This is a genomic window from Pseudomonas sp. BCA17, from assembly GCF_004519405.1.
In the GTDB taxonomy this organism is placed as follows: Bacteria; Pseudomonadota; Gammaproteobacteria; order Pseudomonadales; family Pseudomonadaceae; genus Aquipseudomonas.
In genome coordinates this window covers 68,322-94,087 of the sequence record NZ_SGWI01000007.1, presented here as the reverse complement: position 1 = coordinate 94,087, position 25,766 = coordinate 68,322, and the positions used below count along the sequence as shown (strand labels likewise).

Genomic DNA, 25,766 nt, shown 5'->3' with positions numbered 1-25,766 from the left:
CGAGCTCCTACGGGGAGTTCGGCTTACTGCGCCGTGTAGATCTGGTCGAACACGCCACCGTCGTTGAAGAATTTCGGTTGGGCAGTTTTCCAGCCGCCGAAGTCTTTGTCGATAGTCACCAGGTCCAGTTTCGGGAACTGCTGGGCGTATTTGGCGGCGACTTTTTCATCGCGTGGGCGGTAGAAGTTCTTCGCCGCAATCTCCTGGCCGGCCGGGCTGTACAGGTGTTTGAGGTACTCGGTGGCAATCTCGGTGTTGCCCTTTTTCTCGGCGTTCTTATCGACCACGGCCACCGGCGGCTCCGCGAGGATCGACAGGGACGGCACGACGATATCGAACTTGTCGGCGCCGCCGTCTTCTTTCAACGCCAGGAACGCCTCGTTTTCCCAGGCCAACAACACATCGCCCTGACCGTTGTTGACGAAGGTAATGGTCGAACCGCGCGCGCCGGTATCCAACACAGGCACGTGCTTGAACAGCTCCTTCACATATTCCTGGGCCTTGGCTTCACTGCCGCCTGATTTGAGGCCGTAGGCCCAGGCGGCGAGGAAGTTCCAGCGTGCACCGCCGGAGGTTTTCGGGTTGGGGGTGATCACCGAGACATCTTTCTTGATCAGGTCGCCCCAGTCCTTGATGCCTTTAGGGTTGCCCTTGCGCACCAGGAACACGATGGTCGAGGTGTACGGGGTGCTGGCGTTCGGCAGGCGGGTTTGCCAGTTCTCCGGCAGGGTCTTGCCCAGCTTGGCAATTTCGTCGATATCGCCGGCCAGGGCCAGGGTCACCACGTCGGCGCGCAGGCCGTCGATCACCGCCCGGCCTTGCTTGCCCGAACCACCGTGGGATTGCTGGATCTTGACGTTGTCACCTGGGTGGGACTGTTTCCAGAATTGGGTGAACTCAGCGTTGTAGTCCTGGTACAGCTCACGAGTCGGATCGTACGAGACGTTGAGCAACTCGTAGTCCTTGGCAACAGCGGAACCGGCAAATACGGCACTGGCCAAGGCGGCCAGGGCATAACGGCGAATCGACGACATAGAAGGCTCCTGAAATTCGGGTGTTGGCTTTTTCTTATAGTTGCGGGGTCTATCGCCGTTCTGGCTTAGCTCGGTTTGTTACCCGGGTTCTGCAGACGGAATTTTTCCTTGCGTTCGATCTGCACCACCTGGGCGTTATGCACGGTGATTTCTACCGCGCCAAACCGCAGATCGCGCAGGGCGCTCTGGATCTCACGCAAAATGGCTGCTTCGTCCTGGCCGTCGACGCTACGTAGAGATGCGCTCATGATTTCGCTCCTGAAATAAATAGTGCCTGGCAGTGGCGGCACTGCTTGCGGCGTGAGAGCGATAGTAGATAAGCGCGGATATTCTTAAAAATACTATTTAAGAATGTTTATATAACTAGAAAGAATTTTCTGACGATACGCGCAGTTGCGCGTTTTTCTTGTGCCTGTGCGCCGAAACAAGGCCCTGCAAAGTTCCAAGCATGGGAGGGGCTTACCCCCTCTCACCTTTGATTGCAGTTCAGATGTGAATGGTCGGCGCCCTCGCCCAATCAATCTCCTGCGCCGGCATCGGCCGGCCAAACCAATACCCCTGCCCCATATCGCAGGCCTGCTCCAACAAGAACCTTGCCTGCTCCACCTGCTCAATCCCTTCGGCATGCACTTGCATGCCCATGCTTTTCGCCAGGGCGATCACCACGCGCACAATTGCCGCGTCGTCTTCATCCCACGGCAACCCGGCGACAAAGCCTTGGTCAATCTTGAGCTTCTGCACCGGCAGGCGCTTGAGGCGCAGCAACGAGGAGTAGCCGGTGCCAAAATCATCGATGGCCAGGCGCAAGCCCAGCTCGCGCAGGCGGTGCAGTTGCTCCAGGGCGACTTCAGGGTCATCCATCACCGCACTTTCCGTGACTTCCAGCTCCAGGAACGCCGGGGCCAGGCCGGTGGTATGCAGGACCTGGGCGACTTGTTCATACAGTTCGCGTCGGGCGAACAAGCGGCTGGACACGTTGACCGCAATAAAACTCAGCGGCACCCCCTCGGCCAGCCATTGGCACATCTGGCGACAGGCATGGTGCATCACCCAGGCGTCGATCTCGGCAATCAGCCCGGTACGTTCAGCGATGGGAATAAACTCCCCCGGCGGCACAAGGCCGCGCTCCGGATGCTGCCAGCGGACCAGGGCCTCGACACCGACCAGGCGGCCGTTATGCAGGTCATGCACCGGTTGGTAGTAGACACGCAACTCTTGCTGATCAAGGGCGCGGCGCAATTCGCTGGCGATTTCCACCCGATACTGAGCGTGGGCGGTGAGTTCTTCGGTGTACAGCGCGTAGCCTTCGCGCCCAATGCTTTTGGCCTTGAACAGTGCCGAATCGGCATTGCGCAGCAGTTGTTCGGCGCTGAGGGCGTCGCTGGGAAACAGGCTGATACCGATGCTGGCACTGATAAACAGCTGGTTGCCATCAAACACGAACGGCTCTTTCATCGCCTCGAGCATTCTCTGGGCCAATGCAGCCGCCTGGACCACCTGTGGACAACTCTCCGCCAACACGGCGAACTCATCCCCGCCGAGGCGCGCCAAGGTCACGCCGGGGCCGAACAGGCCTGTCAGGCGCTCACCCACCGCCTTGAGCAACTGATCGCCGGTCGTGTGGCCGAGGCTGTCGTTGATGATTTTGAAGTGGTCCAGGTCCATCAACAGCAACGCGCAGCCGCGTTTGTGTATTTGCGCCGAAGCCAATGCCTGTTCAGCGCGGTCGGTGAAGAGCAGGCGGTTGGGCAGGCCGGTCAGCGGATCGTGATGGGCCAGATGGGCCAGTTCGTGCTCAGAATCCTTGATCGCGCTGATATCGGAAAATACCGCCACGTAATGACTGGCTTTGCCGTGGTCGTCACGGATCACGCGGATGGTTTGCCACTGTGGATAAATCTCACCACTTTTACGCCGGTTCCAGATTTCGCCGCTCCATTCGTCGGTGCGCTCCAGGGTCTTGAACATCTGCTGGTAGAAATTCGATGAATGGCGCCCCGACTTGAACAGGCTAGGCTGCTTGCCCATGACGTCTTCGCGGCTATAGCCGGTGATCGCCATAAAGGCCCGGTTGACGTGCACGATCAACCCCTGGGCATCAGTGACCAGAACCCCTTCGCGGGTGCAATCGAACACCGCGGCAGCCTGTTGCAGGCGCTCGCGGTTCTCTTTCAAGGGCTGCTGCACCTGGTGCGTACGAGCAAAACGCAGGCAAATCAGGTAAATCGCCAGCGCACTCAAGGCCACCCACACATAGCCGCGCGCCTGCAGCCAACGTCCCAACTCCCAAGGGTCATCGAGAAAGTTGATCAATAAATGGTTGCTGAGCTGGAGCCACACAATGGAAACCAGCAGGTATACCAGCCCCGCACGTAGGGCACCTCGGTATGAAAACAGCATATGATCAGTAATCCTTACCAAAAAAACAGAATCGCCCTACAAAGGCTGCGGATTATAGAATAAGAAACATCCAGTCACTCCTATCTGAAACGGTGGCTGGTTTTCTCTGTTGGCTTAGTGATAATGCATGAGCTGTTTTTTACTTTATCTGAGGGCCATACAGCCTATGTGGTACAACGGTTTTCTTGATCTGTCGGCCTGGCAACTGGTGGCAGTCACGCTGTTGATGACCCATGTGACCATTGTTGGGGTCACCGTCTATCTGCACCGTTATTCGGCCCATCGCTCCCTGGAGCTCAATGCCGGCCTGAAACACTTCTTCCGCTTCTGGCTGTGGCTGACCACGGCGCAGAACACCCGCGAGTGGACCGCCATCCACCGCAAACACCACGCCAAATGCGAAACCGTCGACGACCCGCACAGCCCAGTTATCAAAGGTTTGTCCACGGTGCTGCGCAAAGGTGCCGAGCTGTACCGCGCCGAGGCGGAAAACCCCGAGACCTTGCGCATCTACGGCAAGAACTGCCCGGACGACTGGATCGAACGCAAGCTCTACACGCCTTACCCGCTGCTGGGTGTGGCGATCATGGGCGTGATCGACCTGCTGCTGTTCGGCACGATCGGTATCACCATCTGGGCGATCCAGATGATGTGGATCCCGTTCTGGGCCGCCGGCGTGATCAACGGTCTGGGGCACGCCGTGGGCTACCGCAACTTCGAATGCCGTGACGCGGCTACCAACCTTTTGCCGTGGGGCATCATCGTTGGCGGCGAAGAGCTGCACAACAACCATCACACCTACCCCAACTCGGCCAAGCTGTCGGTGAAGAAGTGGGAGTTCGACCTGGGCTGGGCGTGGATCAAGGTGTTCAGCTTCCTGCGCCTGGCCAAGGTGCAGCGTGTCGCGCCTATCGCGCACCGCGTCGAGGGCAAGGGCCACCTGGACATGGACACCGCCATGGCGATCCTCAATAACCGCTTCCAGATCATGGCCCAGTACCGCAAGCTGGTAATCGGCCCGCTGGTCAAGCAGGAGCTGGAAAAGGTCGATCACTCGGTGCGTCACCAGTTCCGCCGTGCCAAACGTCTGCTGTCGCGGGAAACCAGCTTGCTGGACGACCGTCACCACCTGCGTATCCAGAGCATGCTGGAACACAGCCACGCACTGACCGTGATCTACGAAAAGCGCCTGGCGTTGCAGCAGATCTGGCTGAAGACCAGCTCCAATGGCCACGACATGCTGGCGGCGATCAAGGAATGGGTCCACGAGGCCGAGGCTAGCGGCATCCAGTCCCTGCGTGATTTTGCTCACCAATTGAAGACCTATTCGTTGCGCCCGACGACGGCCTGACCAGAGCTCAAAGCCCTCCTGTGGCGAGGGCGCTTGCTCCCGCTGGGCCGCGAAGCGGCCCCAGCCTTTGGTTTGAATGGGACTGCTGCGCAGTCCAACGCGAGCAAGCTCGCTCGCCACGGGTAGAGCGTTCCCTTTAACTTAACAGCACCCCGGATTTAGCTCGCCACCGGTTTCTGACGTCATTTCTTAGTCAGCCGGATCATGGAACTTCACCGCAATTCCCCTCTCTCAATGAACACTTCGCCATCATTGTGGCCCTTGTAGCGACCGCCGCCCCACCCTTGCGGCGAGCCCAGAGAGAGTTGTGCCGATGGTTCACGAAAAGCCCTTTCAACCTGACCTTCCGACGACCGAACACACTCGCCCGGCTGCGGCGGCAACCCTGTTGGCACTGATGCATGCCCAGGGTGAAGTCGAGCGGCTGAGTGAGCGCGAGCAGCTGCTCAGTTCGCTGCTGGTCAGCGTGAATGCCGTGCTGTGGGCCATCGACTGGGAAACCCGCCGCGTGCTGTACGTGAGCCCGGCCTACGAACGGATATTCGGTCGTTCCGCCGTCCTGCTGCTGGCCGATCAACGTGAATGGCGCAACAGCATCCATCCCGAAGACCTCGACTACGCCGAGCACAGCCTGGCGCGTGTGCTGGAACAAGGCGCAGTGGAGGACCGCGAGTACCGCATCATCACCGCCGACGGGCAAATTCGCTGGCTGAGCGACAAGTGCTACATCAACCAGCAGGCCGAGCCCGGCAAGCCGGTGATCGTGGTCGGCATGGCCGAGGACATCACCGAAAAAAAGCAGTTGGAGCTGGAGCTGCACCGCCTGGCCACCACCGACGTACTGACCCAAAGCAGCAACCGCCGGCACTTCTTCGAGTGTGCCAACCAGGCGTTCGACAGCGCCTGTGCCCAGGGCACCCCGCTGGCGTTCCTGTTGCTGGATATTGATGACTTCAAAGACATCAACGACTCCTACGGCCATCTGGAGGGCGATCAGGTATTAAGGCGTATTGCCGAGAGCGGCCGAAGCGTACTGCGCCGTGGTGATCTGTTCGGGCGCATTGGCGGCGAAGAATTCGCTGCGGTGCTGCCCGGATGCGCACCGGAGATGGCGTTGCAGGTCGCCGAGCGGCTGGGCAAGGAAATCCAGGCGTTGAGTTTCAGCTATGAGGGCCGGGAGTTTACCGTGACTATCAGCCAGGGCCTGGCCGGCTTGCGCGAAGACGACTCAACGTTGGACAGCCTGTTCGCCCGGGCCGATGCCGCAATGTACGAGGCCAAACGCCAGGGCAAGAACCGTGTGGTTACGGGGTAGCTACCGAGCTGGTCCACTCCCCACAGATCCCTTCAGCATCGACAAAATCATTTTGTTGCCTTGACGAAAGGCTTAACGAATTGCGGTGAAACCAGTTCGGCCGTGTGCCCCGAGGCCAACTGGCGCGCGACAAAGCCGCGCTCCCGCACAGGCTTCCATTACCACAGTGCAGCTCGGTAAGTGGCCGAATAACTGCATCGTCTGCGCTCGCGAGAGCTTCTTGCGAAACACCTCACAGCCCGAGTTATCCTCACCGTGAAGGTGGAAATCATGTGTGCCGTGATCGATACCGATCAGTGCTGACGCGCTCATGATAATGGCCTCCAAAAACAAAACACCCTGCGAAAGCGTAGCCCTCGCAGGGTGTTGGGGATGACCATCTCATCAACCCGCCGAAGCGGGCTTTTCAGTTGAGCCTGCGCTTACAGCTCGGAGAAGCACTCTTCGATGATTGCCAGACCTTTGTCCAGTTGCTCGTCCGGTGAGGTCAGCGGGACCAGTACGCGCAGCACGTTGCCGTAGGTACCGCAGGACAGCAGGATCAGGCCCTTGTCACGCGCCTTGGCCACGATGGAAGCCACGGCGGCGGCGTTCGGCTTGTGGCTGTCGCCATCTTCGAACAGCTCGACCGCGATCATCGCGCCCAGGGCACGCACTTCGCCGATCACCGGGTACTTGGCCTGGATCGCCTTGAGGCCAGTCACCAGGCGCTCGCCTACTGCCTTGCAGCGGTCCAGCAGGTGCTCTTCTTCGAACACTTCCATCACGGCCAGGGCCGCGGCGCATGCGATCGGGCTACCGGCATAGGTGCCGCCCAGGCCGCCTGGAGCGATGGCGTCCATGTATTCGGCCTTGCCGCACACACCGGCCAGCGGGAAGCCGCCGGCGATGGATTTGGCAAAGGTGGTCAGGTCGGCGGCAACGCCCATCTGCTCCATGGCGAAGAAGGTGCCGGTACGGCCGGCACCGGTTTGCACTTCGTCGGCGATCAGCAGGATGCCGTGCTTGTCGCACAGTTCGCGCAGGCGCTGCATGAAGGCTTTAGGCGCGACGTAGAAACCGCCTTCGCCCTGGACCGGTTCGATGATGATGGCAGCGATATCACGCGGCTCGGCATCGTTCTTGAAGATGCGTTCGATGCTGGCGATCGAGTCCTCGATGCTCACACCGTGCAGTTCATTCGGGTACAGCGCACGGAAGATACCGCCTGGCATCAGGCCCATGCCGGCCGAGTACGGCACGACTTTGCCGGTCAGGCCCAGGGTCATCATGGTGCGGCCGTGGTAAGCGCCGGTGAACGCGATCACGCCGGCACGGCCAGTGGCGGCACGGGCGATTTTCACGGCGTTCTCAACGGCTTCGGAACCGGTGGTGACCAGCAGGGTTTTCTTGGCGAAATCCCCTGGTACCTTGGCGTTCACTTTTTCACACAGTTCTACGTAAGGCTCGTAGGCCAGAACCTGGAAGCAGGTGTGGGTCAGCTTGTTCAGTTGTTCGGTCACCGCCGCGATGATTTTCGGGTGCACGTGACCGGTGTTCAACACGGCGATACCGCCGGCGAAGTCGATGAACTCGCGACCTTCAACGTCGGTCACGCTGGCGTTCTTCGCGAATTCGGCGAAGATCGGGTGAATCTGGCCGACGCCACGGGGTACAGCGGCTTCGCGGCGTTTCATCAGGGATGCGTTGGTCTTGCTCATAAAGTCCTCATTCGCCACTCATCGGGTGGCGTGGTCCAAGGCATACGTGGCGGGAGGCAACTACGGCAGCATGCGATGATCGACTGCCACAGCTTTCCCGGCCACTACGAATAACGGGGTAAAACACGCAAAGGGTCAGCGCTCTCGTGCCCTTTGCGTTTACAGCAATGCCTTGCCGCGCAGCTTAGATGCCCAGGCAGAGGTATTTGATTTCCAGGTAATCCTCGATCCCGTACTTGGAGCCTTCGCGGCCCAGGCCCGAAGCCTTGATGCCGCCGAATGGCGCCACTTCGTTGGAGATCAACCCGGTATTCACGCCGACCATGCCGTATTCCAGGGCCTCGGCCACACGGAACACACGGCCCAGGTCGCGAGCGTAGAAGTAGGAAGCCAGGCCGAACTCGGTGTCGTTGGACATCGCAATCACTTCGGCTTCGTCTTTGAAGCGGAACAACGGCGCCAGCGGGCCGAAGGTTTCTTCCTTGGCCACGGCAGCGTCTTTCGGCACGTTGGTGAGAATGGTCGGTTCGAAGAAGTTGCCTTCCATCACCTTGCCACCGGCCAGCAGCTTGGCGCCTTTGCTCAGGGCATCCGCAATGTGTTCCTGGACCTTGGCCACGGCTTTTTCGTCGATCAACGGGCCGGTGGTGGTGCCTTCTTCGAGACCGTTGCCGATCTTGAGCTTGGCCACGGCCACCTTGAGTTTTTCCGCGAACGCGTCGTACACCGAGTCCTGGATATACAAGCGGTTGGCGCAGACGCAGGTCTGGCCGTTGTTGCGGTACTTGGAGATGATCGCGCCTTCGACGGCCTTATCCAGGTCGGCGTCGTCGAACACGATGAACGGCGCGTTGCCGCCCAGTTCCAGGGAAACTTTCTTGATGTCCTTGGCGCATTCGGCCATCAGTTGGCGACCGATTTCGGTCGAGCCGGTGAAAGACAATTTACGCACGATCGGGTTACTGGTCAGCTCGCCGCCGATATCGCCGGCGCTGCCGGTGACCACGCTCAGTACGCCTTTCGGGATGCCGGCGCGGTGCGCCAGCTCGACCAGGGCCAGGGCCGAGAACGGGGTTTGCGAAGCCGGCTTGATCACCATGGTGCAGCCGGCGGCCAGGGCCGGGCCGGCTTTACGGGTGATCATGGCGGCCGGGAAGTTCCACGGGGTGATGGCAGCCGTCACGCCGATGGGCTGCTTGATCACGATCAGGCGCTTGTCGGGTTGGTGGCCAGGAATCACATCGCCGTAGATGCGTTTGGCTTCTTCGGCGAACCACTCGATAAAGGACGCGGCGTAGACGATTTCGCCCTTGGCTTCGGCCAGCGGCTTGCCTTGTTCGAGGGTCATCAGGCGGCCAAGGTCGTCCTGGTTTTCAATCAGCAGTTCGAACCAACGGCGCAGCTTGTTGGCGCGCTCCTTGGCAGTCAGTGCACGCCAGGCCGGCAGGGCCTTGTCGGCGGCTTCGATAGCGCGGCGGGTTTCAGCGGCGCCCATCTTCGGCACGGTACCGAGAATCTCGCCCGTGGCAGGGTTGTTGACCTTGATGGTCTGGCCATTGTCCGCATCGACCCAAGCGCCATCGATAAAGGCTTGCTGGCGGAACAACTGGGTATCTTTGAGCTGCATGTCGGCTTTCCTTAACAGCACCGCGCGCACGCGGAGCGAATTAGAGTTGTTGAAAGGCGCCTTGTGGGCAATGTCGTTCAGTCATGTTTTATGTAGGAGCGAGCTTGCTCGCGAAAAATTCAAAGGCGCCGCGTAAAACCAGAAACGCTGCGTCATCGTTAACAGTTTCGCAAGCAAGCTCGCTCCTACACTGAACGGCATCAGCCAGGGGCTGCCGTCAGGGAAATCAGTCCAGCACGCCAGGATAGGCGAAAGCGCACGGGAGACAGAGCGTTTGAAATCTCAAACGAATCCTAGGATCAATGGGGGGTCAGGGCAATAGTCTGTTCGAAAAAAAGAACGAAAACCGGCGTATTTGGCTCACCTTTCGGATCAAGCGTCCAAACGACAACACCCCCGGCGCCTTTTGGGCGACGGGGGTGTCGGGGCGACTGCGATTTAGGATTGGAACGATTTGAGGATGGTCAACAGGCTGGTCAGGTTGTCGGCCACACCGCCCTGGGCGACTTTCTCGGTAGCCGACGCGCCGGCGGTGGTGTCGACGCTGTAGATCTGCATCACGCCCTGGTTGGTGGCGGCCTGGGCCAGGGTGTTTTGCTGCTGCTGCGCCGAAACCGAGTTCTGGAACAGGATCGCCGTGGCCTGGCCCATCGATTGATAGATCGTGCTCATCGCCATTGCTGGCGCCTCGGCAACGACCTTGACGTTGGTCTGGGTAACGGCATCGGTGATTTGCGGGCTGACAGTACTCATGGGTGAAACTCCTTTGTTGAGAAAGAACAACATCCGTTATCGCTCAGTGCTTAAGACTGGAAAGACTTGAGCACGGTCAACAGGCTGGTGAGGTTATCCGAGACGCCGCCCTGAGCGACTTTCTCGGTAGCCGCCGCGCCGGCAGTGGTGTCGACGCTGTAGATCTGCATCACGCCCTGGTTGGTGGCGGCCTGGGCCAGGGTGTTTTGCTGCTGCTGGGCGGACACGGCGTTCTGGAACAGAATCGCCGTGGCCTGCGCCATCGATTGATAGATGGTGCTCATCGCCATCGCTGGCGATTCGGCAACGACCTTGACGTTGGTCTGGGTGACCGCGTCGGTAATTTGTTCGTTAACAAGTGGCATGATCAATTTCCTTATTTAGTACACGGCGCATTCCGTGTTCATGAATGAACGTTGCGAAACAAGCGCTGTGAAGTGAGCGCTTTCAGAATCCGGCAGACTTGGCCAGGGCGGCCTCGATCTGCGCAATCAACTTCTGGATCTCCCTGTCTACTTCACGCTTGAGCTGCGCCCGATCGGCGCTTTCGTCAGGCGTGCCGCTCAACGCCTTGCGTACCGCTTCTTCACTCTGCTCGGCGGCCTTGCGGATGGCCTGCTCGTTGGCCTTCGATTGCTCAAGTACCTGGGCGGCGCGCTTGAGGGTTTCGTCGACGATGGCTTGGGGTGTTCCGGCGAACATCTGCGGATTGCGCAGCATCGCTTCCAGCCGTTGACGGTCACCGTTGGATAGCACTGAGGGTGTGGAGGGGGGAGCCATGTCGATCTCCTTGGGCACTGCGTAGCCGGCTGAAGGGCCGCTAAAGCCGCACCTCATTGTTGTCCTGCCAGAAACCGGCAAAATAGAAGTCCGTGGCGTTATCGCAACTGGACGCCAGCTCCCAGGGGGTCATCGCGGTGGGTCGAGTGTCGAAGATCGGTGCTGGCGGAGGCAGCAAGTTGGCGTTGCTATATAGGTTGCCGACTTCATAAGCGTTCGCGACAAACTGCGAACAGAATGCGGCATTGCTGATAGACACCGACTCATTGATACGACTCATGATGCCGGGCTCATAAGCCGACACTTTGAAGATCGACAACATCGCGTTCCATTTACTGTAGCGTCCGCTGATGTCCTTGGTGGCCACGTCCCCCAGGAACTGACCGGCGGCATAGGCTGCCGCATTAGCCAAGTCTTCCTGGGTGCAACTGAACACCATGGCTCCGCGCGCAGGTACTTCGGTGGTCAGGTCCGTCAGTTGAATACCCTCCCCCACACTTTCGATGACATGCGTGGCATCCACCGCAATGGCCGCGTGTACCACTGGCACATTGGGATCGCCCGTTCCAAAAATCTTGGCCTTAAGCCATTGCCCCGCACGGATAAACGCACGGGGAATACTGGTGGACACTTTGTCATCCACTTGTGCCACTGAAAAAACAATATCTCCAGGCTGCATGATGTCGCTCCTCACTTAAGAAAAGTTGCTTTCAAGTTGCTGTTGCACCGTTCCAGCAGAACGCTGGAACGCCGTGCTCGGTTCAGGCCGCTGGCGCAGCCCGGTTGGCCAACGTGTCGGCGTACTTGGCGATGCTCTGGTCGATCTTGTCGATGGCCACGCTGGCGGCCTCGGCTTCCATCGCACCGGCGGCGGCGGCCACCGCGGCTGCCGCGCCCACCAACAGGTCGGTGGCCAAGGCGCCCAAGGCATCCTCGGCGGCGGCCGGCAGGTTGTCCTTGACGATGTTCTCGGTCATTTGCTGGAGCAGCACAGCCTGGGCGGCCAATGCGATCTTGCTGACCCCATCGAAATACCCCGCCGCCGATTGCGCGACCAACCCTGCCGCTTGGCTGATCATCATGTCGGCCGGCACCGCGATCTGGGCCGGCGCATAGGCGAAATTCTGCGCATTGGTGAACTGCACAGCCTGGACAATCTGGCTGTTGAGCGCCGCTGTGCTGTCAGACGAGGGCGTGCTCGCCTGGTTGAGCAAATGCTCGTTCATGCGCGCCATGATCGAGCGCGCGGGGGGTGCTGCCGGGGCGGACGCCGGGGGCTGCGCAGCGGGTGTTTCAGGAGCGGGGCTGGGCTTTTTTCTGCTGAACCATGACATGGCAAGTCTCCCCAGGGTTTAACCCTTCTCGCCAATCTGCATGATCAACGCAACGGCCTTGGAGATCACCGCGTTGGAAATCTGGTTCATGGCCTGCTGGCTGTTGACCGCGTTCTGCAACGACAAGCCTGCCGCACTGCTAGCCACCTGATACAACGACGCGATGGCCTGGGCCGGTGCCTCCGCTACCACCTTGACGTTGGTTTGGGTCACCGCGTCGGTGATCTGGCTGTTGACCTCTGTCATACATCTCTCCTTGATGGAATTCACCCGATCAGGGTGGTGGTGGCGTGACGCGCTCCTAAACTAGAACGCCTCGCGCCGACGTTTGTGAAAGGAATTCAGCGCAAAGCGCTGCGTAGCAATTGCACCCGCTTACGCACCAGTGGCAGCTTGACCTGCAGCTCAGCCGCGATCTGGGGGTAAGGCAGGTCGTCGACAAAACGCATCTCAAACAAACGCTGTTGCGCGACAGGCAACCGCGCCACATGCGCCTCCAGCTGTTCCAGGCGCTCATAACACTCCACCCACTCCAGCACTGATGCGCAGGGGGCGGCGAGCACGGCCAGGTGATCGTGCTCAAGGTCGATGGAGTCATCGAACAACTGCCCCTCACGTTTACCGCGGCGCAGGCTGTCGAGAAACACATGGTCGAGCACAAGAAACAGAAACCCCTGGGGGTCCCGGATACGCTCGGGCGAGCGCCGAAAAAACAGCAGGGCCTTGATCGCCGTGGCCGATAACCACTCCTGGCCCTGATCCTGATTGCCTTTGGCACGCCGCAGCGCGCGCCGCTTCAGCTCGCCCTGAACCGCACGCCAACTGGCTTCAAACAAGCGGTCGTCCGCCACCCATTGGTCCTTGAACTGAACAGTCATCCCCATCGCAAGCACTCCTGTGCATCCTTGATGAAGGGCCAGTTTGCGAGCCACAAACAGGCGCCCGCTGTTACCTGGGGAACACCGTGAAAGTTAATTCAAGGCAGACGCCTTGCGCCGCAAATGCTCCAGATCGTTGATCACCATCCGCTCCAGACTGCCGCTGATCAGGCCACTGCGGCGCCACAACTGCAGTTGAACATTGAGCTTGGGGCGGCTGGTGTTGAGCATGGCCGCCAACACCCCCTGATTGGCGGGCAGTGAGACGCTGGGCATGGCAAGGGCCAGGTCGATCTCGCCCATATTGGCCAGCAGGAACCGCGCCAGCCGCGACTCCAGCCGATGCAGGCACACCAATTCGAGCAATTCGATGGCATGGAGCAGGCGCACCATCATCAACATCAACAAACGCCGCAGAAACACCGGCTCTTCAAACAGCAGCGCAAAATGTCGACGCCCCAGTTGCAGCAAGCGGGTCGGGCCGCCGGCAAAGGTCGAAGACTCACGGCCATGGTCCTCGATCAACGCCGTCTCTCCCACGACCTGCCCCGCGCCCATGCTGCCGATGATCTGCTCGCGGCCATCCGGCCCGTGAACCACCGAATAGATCCGCCCCTCCACCACCAATGCGATAAATTCGAGGGAGTCGTCCTTGAAATAGAGCAGTTCACGATCATCCAGCGTGCGCTCCACCATATGCGTGGCGACGTAGCGCAAGAGCGGCTCCGGCAGTCCTCGGAATAAATCGGAGCGGGCGAGCAAGGTTTGTCTCAGCGGGAGATCGAGCATCACGGTTCCTTTGGAATGCATGCGTTCACCTGGCCAGGGGAAGGGAATTGCGGCGTCACAGCGGTGCTGGCGCCACCAGAGCAAAGCAAACAAAGGGACGTACGGTATGAGGAGTTGTGAAGATAATGGCAAATAGCCGCTTTTGCGGTAACCCAGCCTACTATCGCCAGCGAAAACACCGGCATGGACGCATCTGGCCGACATGGGTATGATGTCGCCCGCACAAGCATCCGTAGCTCAGCTGGATAGAGTACTGCCCTCCGAAGGCAGGGGTCGTGGGTTCGAATCCCGCCGGGTGCACCAGACACACACAAAAAAGCCCCAGGTCGAAAGACCTGGGGCTTTTTTGCATCCGTTCAGCACGCCCAACGAAAATCCTGAAAGTGCACGCTCCTTGCAGGTACCGCCACCACCGGTCGCTTGCTGGCCTGCAACGAGGCGGCATAGCTGATGCCTGGTCCCAGGCCATCGACTATCTGGAACATGCCCTCCAGGCTGCAATCCAGCAGCAGGGCCATGCCCGAATAGTCGCTGGCCGGTTTGGCCAGGGGTTCACGCACGGCCAGCTCATCCGGCGACAGGTCGATCAACAGCCAGCTGCGGTGTTTGAAGCGCACACCCACCTCCCTGAGTACTTCGTTCCATTCCATGGCAAAGCCTCATCGACTGGCAATCAGTACAGGGATGGCGTTATTCAGTGAAAACGCGACGAGGAATACCGCGAGCCCAACGTCGATCTGCCGCGTGTACTTGAGGAACAGTGCCTTGATCGGGCCTTGGCCAAACAACAGCGCCACCAGTGAGTACCAGATGACTTCCAGGCTTGAACACAGCATGACGACCAGGACTTTATCCAGGTCCGAACGCGGCGAAGAGAGAAAACCCGCATAGATGCTGATCATGAAGGCGATGGTTTTCATATTGCTGATGTTGGTGATGACCCCCACCCGATAAGCCTTGGCAAAGCTGGTCACACCTGGCGCCGAGCTTTCGGCGGTGCCGGTGTTTTTCGCCAGCACGCTTTTGATAATGCTGTAGGCGATGTACAGCAGGTAGGCCGAACCGCACAGCGTGGCCACCTTGGAAAACGCCGGATACTGATGCAGCAACGCCGCCAGGCCCAGCAGGGAAATGGTCGAGAAGAACACGCCGACGGTACAGATGCCCAAGGTGGCGCCGATGCCGGTGGAGACTGACCCCAGCGACGCAAACCGGCTGACGATGATGAAGTTGGGCCCGGGGCTGATCACCGCCAGGATGTAGATCAATGCGGCTGTAAACATGAGAACTCCTTGTATGAAGCAGCAGCCGGCAACGGCTGCTGCCGGGTCGGATCAGGCCAGTGCCTGCTCCGGCGCCTCGGTCAACGCCAGCGTTTCCTCCAGGGCCGACAGGATATGCTCGACCCGCAGGGAGATCAGGCTGAACGAACCGGCGTCCCCCAGACCGTGGGAGCTTTCGCATAACCCGTTGAGGTACACAGCGGGCAAGTCGTCCAACGCGGTCAGGCTGTAATCGCGGTTGACCACCAGCGCCCCCTGGGCATCGGTGCGAAACCGCCGGTGATAAGGCGCCAGCAGCGGCGGGTAAAGCTCGCCGTTTTCCTTGGCGGCGATGTCCTTGAAGCCGGTGGCCAGCACCAATGCATCCAGTGCCAGGGTCGAGTGCGTGAGCTGGTTGACCTCCGTGAGCGCCAGTTCCACCTGCCCGGAAGCAGCTATGGACACCTGCTCGATAGCAACATTGTTGAGAATGTGGATGCGTTGTTTGCCCTGCAGTTTTTCTTCATGAATGCGCACGTACAGCGCGTTGATCACATCCTCATCGGCCGAGCTGTAGTTGGTCCCACGCAATTGCTTGTCCACCCGTGCCTTGGCTTCGGGCGGCAGGTTGAAGTAATAGTCGATGAACTCCGGAAAATACACCTTATCGCTGAATGGGCTGGTGTCCTTGAGGCGGAAGCTGAAGCTGCGGTGCAACGAATAGATTTCCTTGTCCGGAAACCTGGCGGTCAGGTCGAGGACAATTTCCACCGCGCTCTGGCTGGAACCCACCACGCCGATACGTTGCGCTGTCGGCGGCAGCGCATGAATACGCTCCAGGTAGTGATTGAGGTGGAACACCTGCGGGCCAGGCAGGCCCTCGAACACTGCCGGAATATTCGCCGTGCGCCCTGTGCCCAGCACCAGGCTACGCCCGTAGATAACCCGCTGATCGTTATAGGTGACCTTCCACACCGGCTCGCCCTTGACGTTCAGCGGTTCGACGCGCCTGGCGAACGCCGATGACTCGACACTGCCCAGAAAATGCCCGGCCACCCATTTGATGTATTCGGCATATTCGCGCCGCAGCGGATAGGTCAGCGGCAAGTTGAGGTAGTCGAACAGGCGGCCGGTTTCTTTCAGGTAATTGACGAAGCCATAGCGGCTGCGTGGGTTGCGCGGTGTCACCAGGTCCCTCAAGGGGTTGTTCTGGATGTCCGAGCCGCTGAGCAACATCTCATCCTGCCAATCCGGTTTCTGCTTGGCATCCAGGAAGCGGTAGGTCAACGGTGACGCGGCTTCTTCCAGCGCGATGGCCAGCGCCAGGTTGGAGGGGCCGAAGCCGATCCCGACGATATCGTAAATAGTCTCTGACATGGAAAGCTCCTATCCTTGGGCATGGGCCAGTGGAAGATGGTAATAGTGGTAGTCCGTGTTCTCGATAAAGCCAAAGCGCGTGTATAAGTTTCTGGCCCGCGGATTATCCTCAGCACCTTCGATAAACAGTTGTTTGGCGTTAGTTGTCAGCGCGAACTTGCGCGCCGCCGTCAACAATGCCAACCCTACTCCCGCACTGCGCTTGGAGGCTTCTACATATAAGTCATTCAATATCCAGAGACGCTCCAGCGTCACACTGGAAAAACTCGGGAAGAGTTGTGTAAAACCAATCACTTCGTTATTTATCTCGGCAACAATAATGATCGACTCGCCCAAAAAGAACCGTTGCTGAATAAAGGCCAGTGACCGCGACACATCGGGCGCCTCCCCATAAAACTCACGGTATTTATCCAGCAGCGGCGCAATAGCCGGCGCGTCATCCAGGGACGCATGTCGGGTAACAATCGCTTGGCTCATGCAGTCACCTCGGCGAACGCTTGCTCCAGTATCTGCAGCCCTTGGGTGATCTGCGCGGGGGTGATGGTCAGCGCCGGGAGGAACTTGAGCACCTGATCGTCGATGCCCGAGGTTTCAATGATCAAGCCCCGCAGGTAGGCCTGGGCCGCGATTCTTTGCGCCAGGGTCTTGTCTTCGAATTCGATGCCCCTGAAAAAACCACGCCCCTTGAGACGGTTGGGCGCCTTGGCGGCGAAATCCTGCGAAAGCGCCGTCAGCGACGCCTGCAGGAAGTCAGCCTTGGCCTTCAACGCCTGGGTAAAACCCGTGTCGCGCCAATAGTGCTCGATCACCGCCTTGCCCGTGACGAAGGCCAGGTTGTTGCCCCGGAACGTACCGTTGTGCTCGCCGGGCTCCCACACGTCCAGATGCGGTGCCAGCAACACCAGGGACATGGGCAAGCCGTAGCCACTGATGGATTTTGACAACGTCACGATATCCGGCGTGACTCCCAGGGTTTCGAAACTGAAAAAGTCGCCGGTACGGCCACAACCGGCCTGGATGTCATCGATGATCAGCAAGATGTCGTGGGCCCGTGCGATATGCTGTACAGCCTGCACCCAAGCGGCCGACGCGCTGTTCACACCGCCCTCGCCCTGCACGGTTTCCAGCACGATCGCCGCCGGCTTGTCGATGCCACTGCCGCTGCGAAGCATGTTGGCCAAGTACTGCGAAGTGTCCACGCTGTCGCCGAAATACTGGTCGTACGGCATGAACGTCACGTTGCTCAGGGTAACCCCGGCCCCGGCTCGCTTGCGTGGGTTGCTGGTCAAGGCGAGGCTGCCCAGGGACATGCCATGGAACGCATTGGTGAACGCCACGACGTTCTGGCGCCCGGTGTACTTGCGTGCCAGCTTGATGGCCGCCTCCACCGAGTTGGTGCCGGTCGGCCCGGGGAACTGCACTTTATAGCGCAGGTTACGCGGCGCCAGGATGTGCTCCTCGAACGCGGTCAAGAACGCCTTTTTGGCCGTGGTCTTGAAGTCCAGGCCGTGGGTGATGCCATTCTCGGCGATGTACTCCAGCAGCGCGGCCTTCAGCACCGGGTTGTTATGCCCGTAGTTCAGGGCCCCGGCACCGCTGAAGAAATCGATGAATACCTGACCTTGTTCACTGGTCAGGGTCGAGCCTTCAGCCGTATGGAAAGTGTCGGTAAAGTCCCGGCAATAAGAGCGCACGTTCGACTCTTTGCGCTCGAAGATATCCAGGGGTTGTTGAATCTCGGGGACAACTGTATTTGCCAGCGGGTAATTCAGCGTAGCCGTCATGTGAGGCACCGTTTATCAATCCAATTGATGGACTTCTAACAGGCAGAGCGATTTCCCAGTGGCCATGTAGCGAATGCTGAGAAGACTTTAATCCCTTGAAGTCCGCATGCAACTTTTCATCCGATGAAACATGACCCGCTCTGTTGGCCAGCAGGAACAATGACGTCTTTCGCTGATTAAACTAGCAGCAATTGTAAGCGCAGCGACTAATTATAAATTCATATGCTTATGACCTGTTGCCGGGAGGCCGGCGATGGCATGCAAAGATGCCATCGCCATAAGCTCAGCGAGGCGGCAGGGCCTTTAGCTGCTCCTCGATGTTTTGCGAGGGAAAGCGTTGCTTCAACTCCGCCAGTTTCGCCGCCGCCGCCGCTTCGTCCCCTGCCGCACGCAAGCGCACCACCTCCAGCAGCCCCTGCTCCAACGACTGCGGCGCAGCCCGCTTGGCGAACTTGCCCTGGGGCAACGCATCACTGCGCAGCGGAGCACTGTAGGACTCCGCCTGCGGTGGTGCGCTCATGGGCGCAGGCGCGGAAAACGTTGCCGGAGCAGCCAGACGCCCTTGTGGTCCGGGGTCGAGCTCGTTGGTACGCATCACCACGCCCAGCATCAATGCCACGCCGGCAACCGTGGCGAATGCCATTTGCCAGCGCGGCTGACGGCATGCACGCCCCCAGCGCTGCCATAGGCTGAGCCTGGGCGCAGGCGCCTCGCGTCGGGCGGTGGCCAGGATGAAGGCATCCAGCGATGCGGGCGGCTCGCCAGTGCTGTGCTGACGAAAGTGCCGGGTCAGCGCGTCGTCGGAATCTGGGGTATGTCGGGAGTCGGTCATACAGGTATCTCCTCGGCCAGCAGCCGACGCAATTTCTGCTGGGCGTAACGCAGGCGGCTTTTTACGGTTTCCAGCGGGGCGCCGGTGAGGATCGCAATTTGCGGCACCTCGAGGTCGCCGTGCAGGCGCAGCAGGAAAACTTCGCGCTGGTCTTCGGGCAGGTCTTGCAACGCGGCGTCGAGGCGCGCCTGGTCGCGGCTCAGGCTCAGTTGCTGCTCAGGGCCGGCGCTGTCGTCGGCCTGGGCGTGCAGCTGTTCATCGTAGCTGTCGTGCAACGGGTTGTGGATGCCGTGCTTGCGCCAGTAATCGATCAAGCGGTTGCGGGCGATCTGGAACAACCACGTACGAAAACTTGCCCGGCCCTGGGGCTGGGTCGTGCTGCGGATCAAGCTGAGCCATGTGTCCTGGTAGATTTCTTCGGCCAATTCGGCCTTGTTGCTCAAGGACACGAGGAACCGGTGCAGCCCTTGACGGTGCCGCGCATATAGCACTTCGAATGCGGCGGCATCACCGGCGCGGTAGCGGGCCAGCAGTGATTCGTCGCTGGGGGGATCGTCTGGAACGGCCATGTAGGTGGCGAACTCCTTCTGTCAGCCGAAGCAGGTAACTGTGGCAGGGGTTCGGCCCCCTACCACATTGAATTGTCGGGGTGGTCCAGATCAGTGTTTCAGGCTTTGGGCCAGCTCTACGAGTTGCACGAATTCATTGCGCAGTCCGAACGGATCGTCGCCCCGGGCCGAGCGTGCCAGTGCCGCCGTGTCTTGCAAACTCATGCTGCCAGTGTAGCGGCCATCGCCCTTGAGTTGTTGCGCGAACGCGGCCACGGCGGCGCTGAAGCGCAGGTCATCACTGGGCATGGCGGAGGTTCTATCGACGGCCCGCTCAATCAACCGGCTTTCACCGCCCTCCGCAGGCTTATAGCGCACACGCACCATCGCCAGTTCAGCGGATTTGCTTTCAGCCGCAGGCGCAGCGGCGTAACGCAACGGCTCCAGCCAACCCTGCTCGCCCTTGGGCACAACTTCGTACAGCGCGGTCACGGTATGCCCCGCACCGATTTCGCCAGCATCCACCTTGTCGTTGTTGAAATCCTCACGCTTGAGCGTGCGGTTTTCATAGCCAAGCAAACGGTATTCGCTGACCCGGGCCGGGTTGAATTCCACTTGCAACTTCACATCACGCGCCACCACCGCCAGGGTCGAGCTGAGCTGCTCCACCAGCACCTTGCGTGCTTCGCGCAGGTTGTCGATATAGGCGTAGTTACCGTCGCCCGCGTCGGCCAGTTGTTCCATCAGGTGTTCGTTGTAGTTATCCACACCAAAGCCGAGCGTCGTCAGTGATACACCGCCTTTACGCTGGTCGGCCGCCATCTGCTTGAGGCTGTCGAAGTCGCTGACGCCTACGTTGAAGTCACCGTCGGTGGCCAGCAGGATGCGATTGATGCCCTTGTCGATAAAGCCTTCGCGGGCCATCTGGTAGGCCATTTCAATACCCGAGGCACCTGCGGTAGAGCCGCCGGCGGTGAGCTGGTCGATGGCGTTGCGGATCTTCACCTTGTCGCGGCCCGAAGTCGGTTTGAGTACCACACGGGACTCACCGGCATAGACCACCAGGGACACGCGGTCCTGCTCGCGCAGTTGATCCACTAATAATTTCAGCGTGCTTTTCACCAGCGGCAACCCTTCGCGGCGGTCCATGGAGCCGGACACATCGACCAGGAACACCAGGTTGGCGGGCGCCAGTTCCGCCATGGCTTTATCGGACGCTTTGATGCCAATGCGCAGCAGTTGGGTATGCGGGTTCCATGGCGTGGCGGCGACTTCGGTGGTCACACCAAAGGGCGAGTCGTCGGTGGGCAGTGCATAGTTGTAAGGGAAGTAATTGAGCATTTCCTCCAATCGCACGGCGCCTTCGGGCGGCAGACGGCCTTGGTTGAGGAAACGTCGTACGTTGGCGTAGCTACCGGTATCGACGTCCACACTGAAGGTGGAAACCGGCGCTTCGGCGACGCGATGCACCGGGTTCTGCGGCAGGTTTTCGTATTGCTCGCGGGGTTCGCTGCGATAGTCCGTCACCGCCGACTCCAGCACCTTCAAGCGGGCGGTCATCGGCGCCCGCGCCATCGCGTGTTTCACCAGAGCCCCTTGGGGCGCCACGCTTTGCAACTCGGAAAGGGGCGCCGAAGCATCCGGTTTGGCAACTTCCGGGGCCGACGATGCCCCACACCCGGCCAGCGTCACCAGCACGGTAATGGCAAAGCCCTGGGCGGTAGGGCGCAGGAAGAGCAGAGGGTGGGACATGGGCTGAACCTCGTGAATGAATGATCCGTTCACAAGGTCAGACGCGAGTTAATAGTGGTTCGGGTTAATTCGCGCGCGCCGGCCATAAATGTGCAATTTGGACCGGCGTGGGCTTAAAGACCAGCGAATACACGCCAGGTAAAATGATATCATCAAGCCACCATCGTGCCGGCAATCGCCGCAGATGCATGAAGGTGACGTACGAGAAACAGTACTGCACCTGACGCCTCAATTTATCCAAGCACCTCAAGTTCGCGGCCAATCGGTCGAGACACTGCCTGGTTCATTCATTAATAGGGATATTGCGTGTTGAAAATCCTCTTGCGGGCTGCGGCCCTGATCGCCGCTCTGTCGATGACAGGCTGTGTGTCCTACACCGTCACCGGCCCTATCGGCGCCCCGCTCCACCCAGCTTCTGTCAGCAGCCCACGCAGCGCGCAAATCGCTGATGTGACGGTAAACGCCGCCGATGTCAACGATGCCAACAAAACCGCGATCAGCCGTTCGCTGACACTCCAGCTCAACGAGTACGTACGCACGGCGGGTTACTTCAAGCAGGTGACCGAGTACCCGGTACGCCTGGGTGAGCAGGATGTTTCGCTCAAATTCAACATGACGTCCCTCAAGGGCCACCGCGGCGTGCATCCGGGTTATGTGCCCGGCGCCTTGCTGACATTGACGATCTGGATCTGGGTCAACGGCCCGATCTACGTCGACACCTTCGACCTGGCCGGCGACCTGGTGATCGTCGACCGTGACGGCAAGGAGCTGGCCAGCAGCAAACAAGAGGTCAAGTTCGAGCGCAACGTCGGCCTATACGGTCGCGAATACTGGGCCCCGACCATGGGCGCCAAGCAACTGAACGAACTGGTCGCGCAACTGCTCGACACCGCCACCGCAAAACTGGCCAAACCATAGTTTCAGGGAGCAACACATGAAAGGATTGATCAAACACAGCCTGGTACTAGCGGCGGTCTTGTTGACCGGCTGCGTGTCCTACTCACAACACGAACTGCCACCGGTTCAAACCTGGCCACCGACCGCCAACGCGCCTGCGCAAAAGCCTACCGCTTACGTGCGAACCACCGGGCTGAACCAAACCAACGGCGGCCCCGGCAATGCCGCTGCCGGCGCTGCCGCCGCGCTGTGGGAAAAGGCCGTGGCCGATGGGTTCCGCCAGTCCAATCGCTTTACGCGAGTGAGCACCGACAAGGTCGACTCGGACATCTACGCCGACGCCACCTTGTACAACAACGAACAGTTCAGCATGGCCTCGGCGATCATTACCGGTGCGACCTTCTTCATCATTCCGTCCACGGCGAAAAACACCTTCACCCTGGAAACGGTGTTCAAGGACAAAGACGGCAAGGAATTGGGTCGGGTCAAGAAGAGCGAGTCGGTACGCACCTGGATGCATTTGGTGCTGATCGTGGGCATTCCGTTCCAGGCGAACACCCGGGATGTGGTGGAAGCGCTGACGCGCAGCACGCTGGATGAGGCCGTGCAGCGCAAGTTGTTCTGATCCAAACGTTCCGGCTTCACACAAACCAAATGTGGGAGGGGGCTTGCCCCCTCCCACACTTTTTTGTCGTATGCCTCAGAAGGCGTAGCGCGCCTTGAGCATCACGCCGTCCGCATCGAAACCACTACGCGCCTGGCGGGTGTAGCTGGCACCGACGGTGAAGTCCGATACCTGGTAATTCACTCCCACACTCGCTTCATAACTGTCACGCGCCACCGAAGCACCGGTGACGGTGAACGCCGAACCGCCCAGCACATAGCTGGAGGTTTGCGCCACGCGATCGCCCATCAGGTCGTGGTAGGCCATCAAGGTTGCCTCCGGCTGCAGGTTGCCGGTGCCCATCGGCAAGTTGCCGGCCAGGCGTACGCCCGCACCCAGCTCGCCCACTTCATAACGCTGCGACGAAGCGCTAAGGGCCGCCGAAGAACCTTTCTCGGTATAGCCATCCATGCGCACGTTGGAATAACGCGCGGCCACCCGCGGTTCGATCACCACGGCCTGGGACGGCTTGAAGCTGTAGCCGCCAATTACACTGGCCGACAACACATTGCTGTCGTAGCTGCCCTTGGCCGTGGTGCCGGCGATATGGCGTTTGCTGTCGTTGTCGTTATGGCCGTAGCTGAGGCTGCCGTCGACGAACCAGTTCTGCAGCGCCCAGTTGCCATAAAGCGACAGCGCATGGCCCTCGACGTCGGTCTTGTTGCCAAGGTCCGAATGGATGTTGGAATTGAGGTAGCTGTAGGCCACGCCCAAGGTGGTCGTTTCATTCACGCGACCATCCACACCCACCGCCATGCCGCTGCTGTTGGCCGAATAGCCGTTGTTGCCGCCGCGCCCATCCTGATCCATGTTGCTGCTCAGGCCCTGCACCCACACGCCGCCGGTTTGATGGCTGTCGCGCTGGCCAGTGAGGCGGTTGAAGATCGCGCTGTTGACGACACTCTGGCCAGACAACGCCACATCCAGGGCACCACGGTTTACGTCTGGCTTGAGCTGGTCGCTGACCTGGGCAAGCTGCTGCGCCGTGCCGGTGTTAGCCAGGGCCTGGAACACCGCGTCGTTCTGATTGAGACCGCTCAGTACGTCGTTCTTGAAAGTGTTCACTGCCGTCGCTGAAGCGGCGCCTGCGCCCACTGCCGCGAGTTCCTGCTGCACTTGCTGGTTGTCTTTAACCGCCACCACGGCCTTGACCGTTTGCGCGTCGGCCGAGTAGCTCAGCACGTTCAGCAGAGAGGACGAACTGGCCACAGACAGGCCGTTGTTTTGCACGCTGGTGGCTTGCAACAGGGTGTACTGCGTGCCGCTGTTGGTGCTGGCGAAGTCGCCCGGTTTGGCGCTCACGGTCAGCTTCGAGGCCTGGGCGAAATTCGCTGCACCGTTCACGGTCAGGTACGGCGTGGTCGGCACCACGCTGTCGGCCAGGTGCATATCAATGCCTGCGCCACTGGCGACGTTGAGGTTGCCAGTGATGGCAGTGCCCGGCGCGGAAAGGTTCAGCGAGCCGGAGTTGATCGAGACCGGTGCGATGATGCGATTGCCGGTGAAATCAGCTTGGCCTGCCACATTCACCGCGCTCAGGTTGAGCAGGTCGCCGGTGATTTTGCCGCCGGTCCAGTTCAGCGTGGCGAGGTTGGCGGCGTCGATGGCGGTGCCGCTGTTGCTGCGGATTTCGCCGGCTTGCTGGTTGATTTCGAAAGGCGAGGTTTGGTACTTCGCGTCCACCAGGATCGCCGTACTGTCGGCCTTGATCAGGCCACGGTTGACGATGCCGCGCGCGCCCGTCTGTGGGTTCAGGGTGAAGGTCGCGCCCCGCAGGCTGACAGCGACCGCGTTGGTGCCATTGGCTTCGAGGGTGCCGGTGTTGAGCAGATAGTCGTAAGTACCGGAGTCGAACCGAACCGCTCTGGCAAGGCCGCCATTGACCGTCACCAACCCGCTGTTTTCAATGCGCAGGTCACTGGTGTCGGTTTCAACCTCAATGCCCAGCGCCTCTTCACCGGTGACGCGAATGGTACCGGAGTTGAGAATCTTGCCGCCGATGGTCACCGGCAAATTGTTGTGGGTATCCAGGATCAGGCCGAAGCCGTAGTAGGACGTGACGTCCACCAGGCCGGAGTTGACGACATCGCCGCCTACGGTGGTGCCGTTGAGGTAGATCCCCTCGCCGTCGCTCTCGGGGCCGGAACCCGGCACGTCGACGGTGATGATGGTGCCAGTGTTGATCACGCTGCCACCCACGGTGGCAGCGCCTACCTCAAACCCTTCGGCCCAGGTCTGGTTGGTCAGCCTGATCACACCGGACTGAACCACATCGCCGCTGATAATGCCGCCACGGGCTCTGAGATCTGAGTCAATCGCACCATCCACCACGAACCCGCGGATGTTGAGGCCACTGCCATCGATGGTGTAGTCGGCGCGGTTGATCAGCGAGCCCTGAATATCGGTCTCGGCAACACTCGCCCCATCGACATAACGCTGGGTGGCCACCACATTGCGCGAACCGACCAAGGTCACAGGCTCATTGAACACCTGGCCTTTCCACTTGTTCTGGCCGCTGCTGACGTCAAATTCCACCGCAGCAACGTGCGCGGCGCCTGCGCTGACCATCAGGGCCAACAGGGTTTTCTGGAACGGCTTACGCTTCATTTCCAACTCCATGAACTACAGTCAAAGCCGCCAATAAGCCCGGCGGCCGTAGGTGTGCTGAGCGAGAGGATCACTTGATCCG

The 25,766-nt window shown here is 60.0% G+C and carries 26 protein-coding genes, 1 tRNA gene and 1 pseudogene; 5 read left to right on the top strand and 23 right to left on the bottom strand.

Annotation, left to right across the window (positions count from 1 at the left end; translation table 11 throughout):
• Positions 1 to 23: 23 nt before the first annotated feature.
• From EXW71_RS23160 to dibA, 3 genes are all read right to left on the bottom strand, one after another.
• Entirely contained in the window at positions 24 to 1,034 is a 1,011-nt protein-coding gene (locus EXW71_RS23160; RefSeq protein WP_123717025.1) for a sulfate ABC transporter substrate-binding protein, read from the bottom strand.
• A 65-nt stretch (positions 1,035 to 1,099) separates the two neighbouring features.
• Positions 1,100 to 1,282 (bottom strand): sulfur starvation response protein OscA, encoded by a 183-nt coding sequence (gene oscA, locus EXW71_RS23155; RefSeq protein WP_003170956.1) that lies wholly within the window; start codon positions 1,280 to 1,282, stop codon positions 1,100 to 1,102.
• 238 nt (positions 1,283 to 1,520) lie between these two features.
• Positions 1,521 to 3,434, bottom strand: coding sequence for a phosphodiesterase DibA (dibA, locus tag EXW71_RS23150; RefSeq protein WP_123717024.1), 1,914 nt, complete (start codon positions 3,432 to 3,434; stop codon positions 1,521 to 1,523).
• A 166-nt stretch (positions 3,435 to 3,600) separates the two neighbouring features.
• Here dibA and desA point away from each other — a divergent pair, with 166 nt between their 5' ends.
• Together desA and EXW71_RS23140 are read left to right on the top strand one after the other, a co-directional pair.
• The gene (gene desA, locus EXW71_RS23145) at positions 3,601 to 4,785 is read left to right on the top strand and encodes a delta-9 fatty acid desaturase DesA (protein ID WP_134660321.1); all 1,185 of its coding nucleotides are present in this window, start codon (positions 3,601 to 3,603) and stop codon (positions 4,783 to 4,785) included.
• A 313-nt stretch (positions 4,786 to 5,098) separates the two neighbouring features.
• Positions 5,099 to 6,100: a sensor domain-containing diguanylate cyclase gene (locus EXW71_RS23140; protein WP_134660320.1), complete on the top strand. Its 1,002-nt coding sequence runs from the start codon at positions 5,099 to 5,101 to the stop codon at positions 6,098 to 6,100.
• 22 nt (positions 6,101 to 6,122) lie between these two features.
• Here EXW71_RS23140 and EXW71_RS29150 read toward each other — a convergent pair.
• From EXW71_RS29150 to EXW71_RS23085, 11 genes and pseudogenes are all read right to left on the bottom strand, one after another.
• Positions 6,123 to 6,412, bottom strand: a pseudogene (locus EXW71_RS29150) (IS110 family transposase); the annotation flags it as partial.
• A gap of 110 nt (positions 6,413 to 6,522) precedes the next feature.
• Complete coding sequence (gene gabT, locus EXW71_RS23130; protein WP_134660319.1) at positions 6,523 to 7,800, bottom strand: 4-aminobutyrate--2-oxoglutarate transaminase; 1,278 nt, start codon at positions 7,798 to 7,800, stop codon at positions 6,523 to 6,525.
• Positions 7,801 to 7,984: 184 nt separating this feature from the next.
• On the bottom strand, positions 7,985 to 9,427 hold the full coding sequence (gabD, locus tag EXW71_RS23125) for an NADP-dependent succinate-semialdehyde dehydrogenase (protein ID WP_134660318.1): 1,443 nt from the start codon (positions 9,425 to 9,427) through the stop codon (positions 7,985 to 7,987).
• A 438-nt stretch (positions 9,428 to 9,865) separates the two neighbouring features.
• Positions 9,866 to 10,180 carry a RebB family R body protein gene (locus tag EXW71_RS23120; protein ID WP_123717018.1) on the bottom strand — a complete coding sequence of 105 codons (315 nt, stop codon included), beginning with the start codon at positions 10,178 to 10,180 and terminating at the stop codon, positions 9,866 to 9,868.
• Between the two features lie 50 nt (positions 10,181 to 10,230).
• The gene (locus EXW71_RS23115) at positions 10,231 to 10,545 is read right to left on the bottom strand and encodes a RebB family R body protein (protein WP_123717017.1); all 315 of its coding nucleotides are present in this window, start codon (positions 10,543 to 10,545) and stop codon (positions 10,231 to 10,233) included.
• 82 nt (positions 10,546 to 10,627) lie between these two features.
• Positions 10,628 to 10,960 carry a hypothetical protein gene (locus EXW71_RS23110; RefSeq protein WP_134660317.1) on the bottom strand — a complete coding sequence of 111 codons (333 nt, stop codon included), beginning with the start codon at positions 10,958 to 10,960 and terminating at the stop codon, positions 10,628 to 10,630.
• Positions 10,961 to 11,000: 40 nt separating this feature from the next.
• A complete protein-coding gene (locus tag EXW71_RS23105) occupies positions 11,001 to 11,639 on the bottom strand; it encodes a hypothetical protein (RefSeq protein WP_134660316.1) in 639 nt (212 codons plus the stop codon).
• Between the two features lie 82 nt (positions 11,640 to 11,721).
• Positions 11,722 to 12,294, bottom strand: a complete 573-nt coding sequence (locus tag EXW71_RS23100; protein ID WP_134660315.1) for a hypothetical protein — start codon at positions 12,292 to 12,294, stop codon at positions 11,722 to 11,724.
• Positions 12,295 to 12,312: 18 nt separating this feature from the next.
• Entirely contained in the window at positions 12,313 to 12,540 is a 228-nt protein-coding gene (locus tag EXW71_RS23095; RefSeq protein ID WP_003187543.1) for a RebB family R body protein, read from the bottom strand.
• A 95-nt stretch (positions 12,541 to 12,635) separates the two neighbouring features.
• Entirely contained in the window at positions 12,636 to 13,178 is a 543-nt protein-coding gene (locus EXW71_RS23090) for an RNA polymerase sigma factor (RefSeq protein WP_177421601.1), read from the bottom strand.
• An 87-nt stretch (positions 13,179 to 13,265) separates the two neighbouring features.
• A complete protein-coding gene (locus tag EXW71_RS23085; protein WP_134660314.1) occupies positions 13,266 to 13,982 on the bottom strand; it encodes a Crp/Fnr family transcriptional regulator in 717 nt (238 codons plus the stop codon).
• 205 nt (positions 13,983 to 14,187) lie between these two features.
• On the opposite strand from EXW71_RS23085, the gene EXW71_RS23080 reads away from it, so the two are divergent.
• A tRNA-Arg gene (locus EXW71_RS23080) sits at positions 14,188 to 14,264 on the top strand.
• Positions 14,265 to 14,317: 53 nt separating this feature from the next.
• On the opposite strand, the gene EXW71_RS23075 is transcribed toward EXW71_RS23080, so the two are convergent.
• The 8 genes from EXW71_RS23075 to EXW71_RS23040 form a co-directional block, all read right to left on the bottom strand.
• Positions 14,318 to 14,611 (bottom strand): hypothetical protein, encoded by a 294-nt coding sequence (locus tag EXW71_RS23075; protein ID WP_123717007.1) that lies wholly within the window; start codon positions 14,609 to 14,611, stop codon positions 14,318 to 14,320.
• Positions 14,612 to 14,620: 9 nt separating this feature from the next.
• Positions 14,621 to 15,244, bottom strand: a complete 624-nt coding sequence (locus EXW71_RS23070; protein ID WP_134660313.1) for a LysE family translocator — start codon at positions 15,242 to 15,244, stop codon at positions 14,621 to 14,623.
• A 51-nt stretch (positions 15,245 to 15,295) separates the two neighbouring features.
• Complete coding sequence (locus EXW71_RS23065; protein ID WP_134660312.1) at positions 15,296 to 16,600, bottom strand: SidA/IucD/PvdA family monooxygenase; 1,305 nt, start codon at positions 16,598 to 16,600, stop codon at positions 15,296 to 15,298.
• Between the two features lie 9 nt (positions 16,601 to 16,609).
• Positions 16,610 to 17,077 carry a GNAT family N-acetyltransferase gene (locus tag EXW71_RS23060; RefSeq protein ID WP_134660311.1) on the bottom strand — a complete coding sequence of 156 codons (468 nt, stop codon included), beginning with the start codon at positions 17,075 to 17,077 and terminating at the stop codon, positions 16,610 to 16,612.
• Positions 17,074 to 18,384: a diaminobutyrate--2-oxoglutarate transaminase gene (gene ectB / locus EXW71_RS23055; RefSeq protein WP_134660310.1), complete on the bottom strand. Its 1,311-nt coding sequence runs from the start codon at positions 18,382 to 18,384 to the stop codon at positions 17,074 to 17,076. Before ectB ends, EXW71_RS23060 begins: the two co-directional genes overlap by 4 nt.
• A 283-nt stretch (positions 18,385 to 18,667) precedes the next feature.
• Positions 18,668 to 19,216, bottom strand: coding sequence for a hypothetical protein (locus EXW71_RS23050; RefSeq protein ID WP_134660309.1), 549 nt, complete (start codon positions 19,214 to 19,216; stop codon positions 18,668 to 18,670).
• Positions 19,213 to 19,785 (bottom strand): RNA polymerase sigma factor, encoded by a 573-nt coding sequence (locus tag EXW71_RS23045; protein WP_134660308.1) that lies wholly within the window; start codon positions 19,783 to 19,785, stop codon positions 19,213 to 19,215. The genes EXW71_RS23050 and EXW71_RS23045 overlap by 4 nt, the downstream gene beginning before the upstream one ends.
• A 90-nt stretch (positions 19,786 to 19,875) precedes the next feature.
• On the bottom strand, positions 19,876 to 21,516 hold the full coding sequence (locus EXW71_RS23040) for a VWA domain-containing protein (RefSeq protein WP_134660307.1): 1,641 nt from the start codon (positions 21,514 to 21,516) through the stop codon (positions 19,876 to 19,878).
• Positions 21,517 to 21,822: 306 nt separating this feature from the next.
• On the opposite strand from EXW71_RS23040, the gene EXW71_RS23035 reads away from it, so the two are divergent.
• Both EXW71_RS23035 and EXW71_RS23030 read left to right on the top strand, forming a co-directional pair.
• Complete coding sequence (locus tag EXW71_RS23035) at positions 21,823 to 22,434, top strand: hypothetical protein (RefSeq protein WP_134660306.1); 612 nt, start codon at positions 21,823 to 21,825, stop codon at positions 22,432 to 22,434.
• A gap of 16 nt (positions 22,435 to 22,450) precedes the next feature.
• The gene (locus EXW71_RS23030; protein WP_134660305.1) at positions 22,451 to 23,038 is read left to right on the top strand and encodes a hypothetical protein; all 588 of its coding nucleotides are present in this window, start codon (positions 22,451 to 22,453) and stop codon (positions 23,036 to 23,038) included.
• Between the two features lie 75 nt (positions 23,039 to 23,113).
• Here the strand turns inward: EXW71_RS23030 and EXW71_RS23025 are convergent, their stop codons facing one another.
• Entirely contained in the window at positions 23,114 to 25,684 is a 2,571-nt protein-coding gene (locus EXW71_RS23025) for an autotransporter outer membrane beta-barrel domain-containing protein (RefSeq protein ID WP_134660304.1), read from the bottom strand.
• Positions 25,685 to 25,766 lie beyond the last annotated feature (82 nt).

Coding starts and splice junctions, on each gene's coding strand:
- EXW71_RS23160 (WP_123717025.1), bottom strand. CDS start 1,034: ATGTCGTCGATTCGCCGTTATGCCCTGGCCGCCTTGGCCAGTGCCGTA.
- oscA (WP_003170956.1), bottom strand. CDS start 1,282: ATGAGCGCATCTCTACGTAGCGTCGACGGCCAGGACGAAGCAGCCATT.
- dibA (WP_123717024.1), bottom strand. CDS start 3,434: ATGCTGTTTTCATACCGAGGTGCCCTACGTGCGGGGCTGGTATACCTG.
- desA (WP_134660321.1), top strand. CDS start 3,601: ATGTGGTACAACGGTTTTCTTGATCTGTCGGCCTGGCAACTGGTGGCA.
- EXW71_RS23140 (WP_134660320.1), top strand. CDS start 5,099: ATGGTTCACGAAAAGCCCTTTCAACCTGACCTTCCGACGACCGAACAC.
- gabT (WP_134660319.1), bottom strand. CDS start 7,800: ATGAGCAAGACCAACGCATCCCTGATGAAACGCCGCGAAGCCGCTGTA.
- gabD (WP_134660318.1), bottom strand. CDS start 9,427: ATGCAGCTCAAAGATACCCAGTTGTTCCGCCAGCAAGCCTTTATCGAT.
- EXW71_RS23120 (WP_123717018.1), bottom strand. CDS start 10,180: ATGAGTACTGTCAGCCCGCAAATCACCGATGCCGTTACCCAGACCAAC.
- EXW71_RS23115 (WP_123717017.1), bottom strand. CDS start 10,545: ATGCCACTTGTTAACGAACAAATTACCGACGCGGTCACCCAGACCAAC.
- EXW71_RS23110 (WP_134660317.1), bottom strand. CDS start 10,960: ATGGCTCCCCCCTCCACACCCTCAGTGCTATCCAACGGTGACCGTCAA.
- EXW71_RS23105 (WP_134660316.1), bottom strand. CDS start 11,639: ATGCAGCCTGGAGATATTGTTTTTTCAGTGGCACAAGTGGATGACAAA.
- EXW71_RS23100 (WP_134660315.1), bottom strand. CDS start 12,294: ATGTCATGGTTCAGCAGAAAAAAGCCCAGCCCCGCTCCTGAAACACCC.
- EXW71_RS23095 (WP_003187543.1), bottom strand. CDS start 12,540: ATGACAGAGGTCAACAGCCAGATCACCGACGCGGTGACCCAAACCAAC.
- EXW71_RS23090 (WP_177421601.1), bottom strand. CDS start 13,178: ATGGGGATGACTGTTCAGTTCAAGGACCAATGGGTGGCGGACGACCGC.
- EXW71_RS23085 (WP_134660314.1), bottom strand. CDS start 13,982: ATGCATTCCAAAGGAACCGTGATGCTCGATCTCCCGCTGAGACAAACC.
- EXW71_RS23075 (WP_123717007.1), bottom strand. CDS start 14,611: ATGGAATGGAACGAAGTACTCAGGGAGGTGGGTGTGCGCTTCAAACAC.
- EXW71_RS23070 (WP_134660313.1), bottom strand. CDS start 15,244: ATGTTTACAGCCGCATTGATCTACATCCTGGCGGTGATCAGCCCCGGG.
- EXW71_RS23065 (WP_134660312.1), bottom strand. CDS start 16,600: ATGTCAGAGACTATTTACGATATCGTCGGGATCGGCTTCGGCCCCTCC.
- EXW71_RS23060 (WP_134660311.1), bottom strand. CDS start 17,077: ATGAGCCAAGCGATTGTTACCCGACATGCGTCCCTGGATGACGCGCCG.
- ectB (WP_134660310.1), bottom strand. CDS start 18,384: ATGACGGCTACGCTGAATTACCCGCTGGCAAATACAGTTGTCCCCGAG.
- EXW71_RS23050 (WP_134660309.1), bottom strand. CDS start 19,216: ATGACCGACTCCCGACATACCCCAGATTCCGACGACGCGCTGACCCGG.
- EXW71_RS23045 (WP_134660308.1), bottom strand. CDS start 19,785: ATGGCCGTTCCAGACGATCCCCCCAGCGACGAATCACTGCTGGCCCGC.
- EXW71_RS23040 (WP_134660307.1), bottom strand. CDS start 21,516: ATGTCCCACCCTCTGCTCTTCCTGCGCCCTACCGCCCAGGGCTTTGCC.
- EXW71_RS23030 (WP_134660305.1), top strand. CDS start 22,451: ATGAAAGGATTGATCAAACACAGCCTGGTACTAGCGGCGGTCTTGTTG.
- EXW71_RS23025 (WP_134660304.1), bottom strand. CDS start 25,684: ATGAAGCGTAAGCCGTTCCAGAAAACCCTGTTGGCCCTGATGGTCAGC.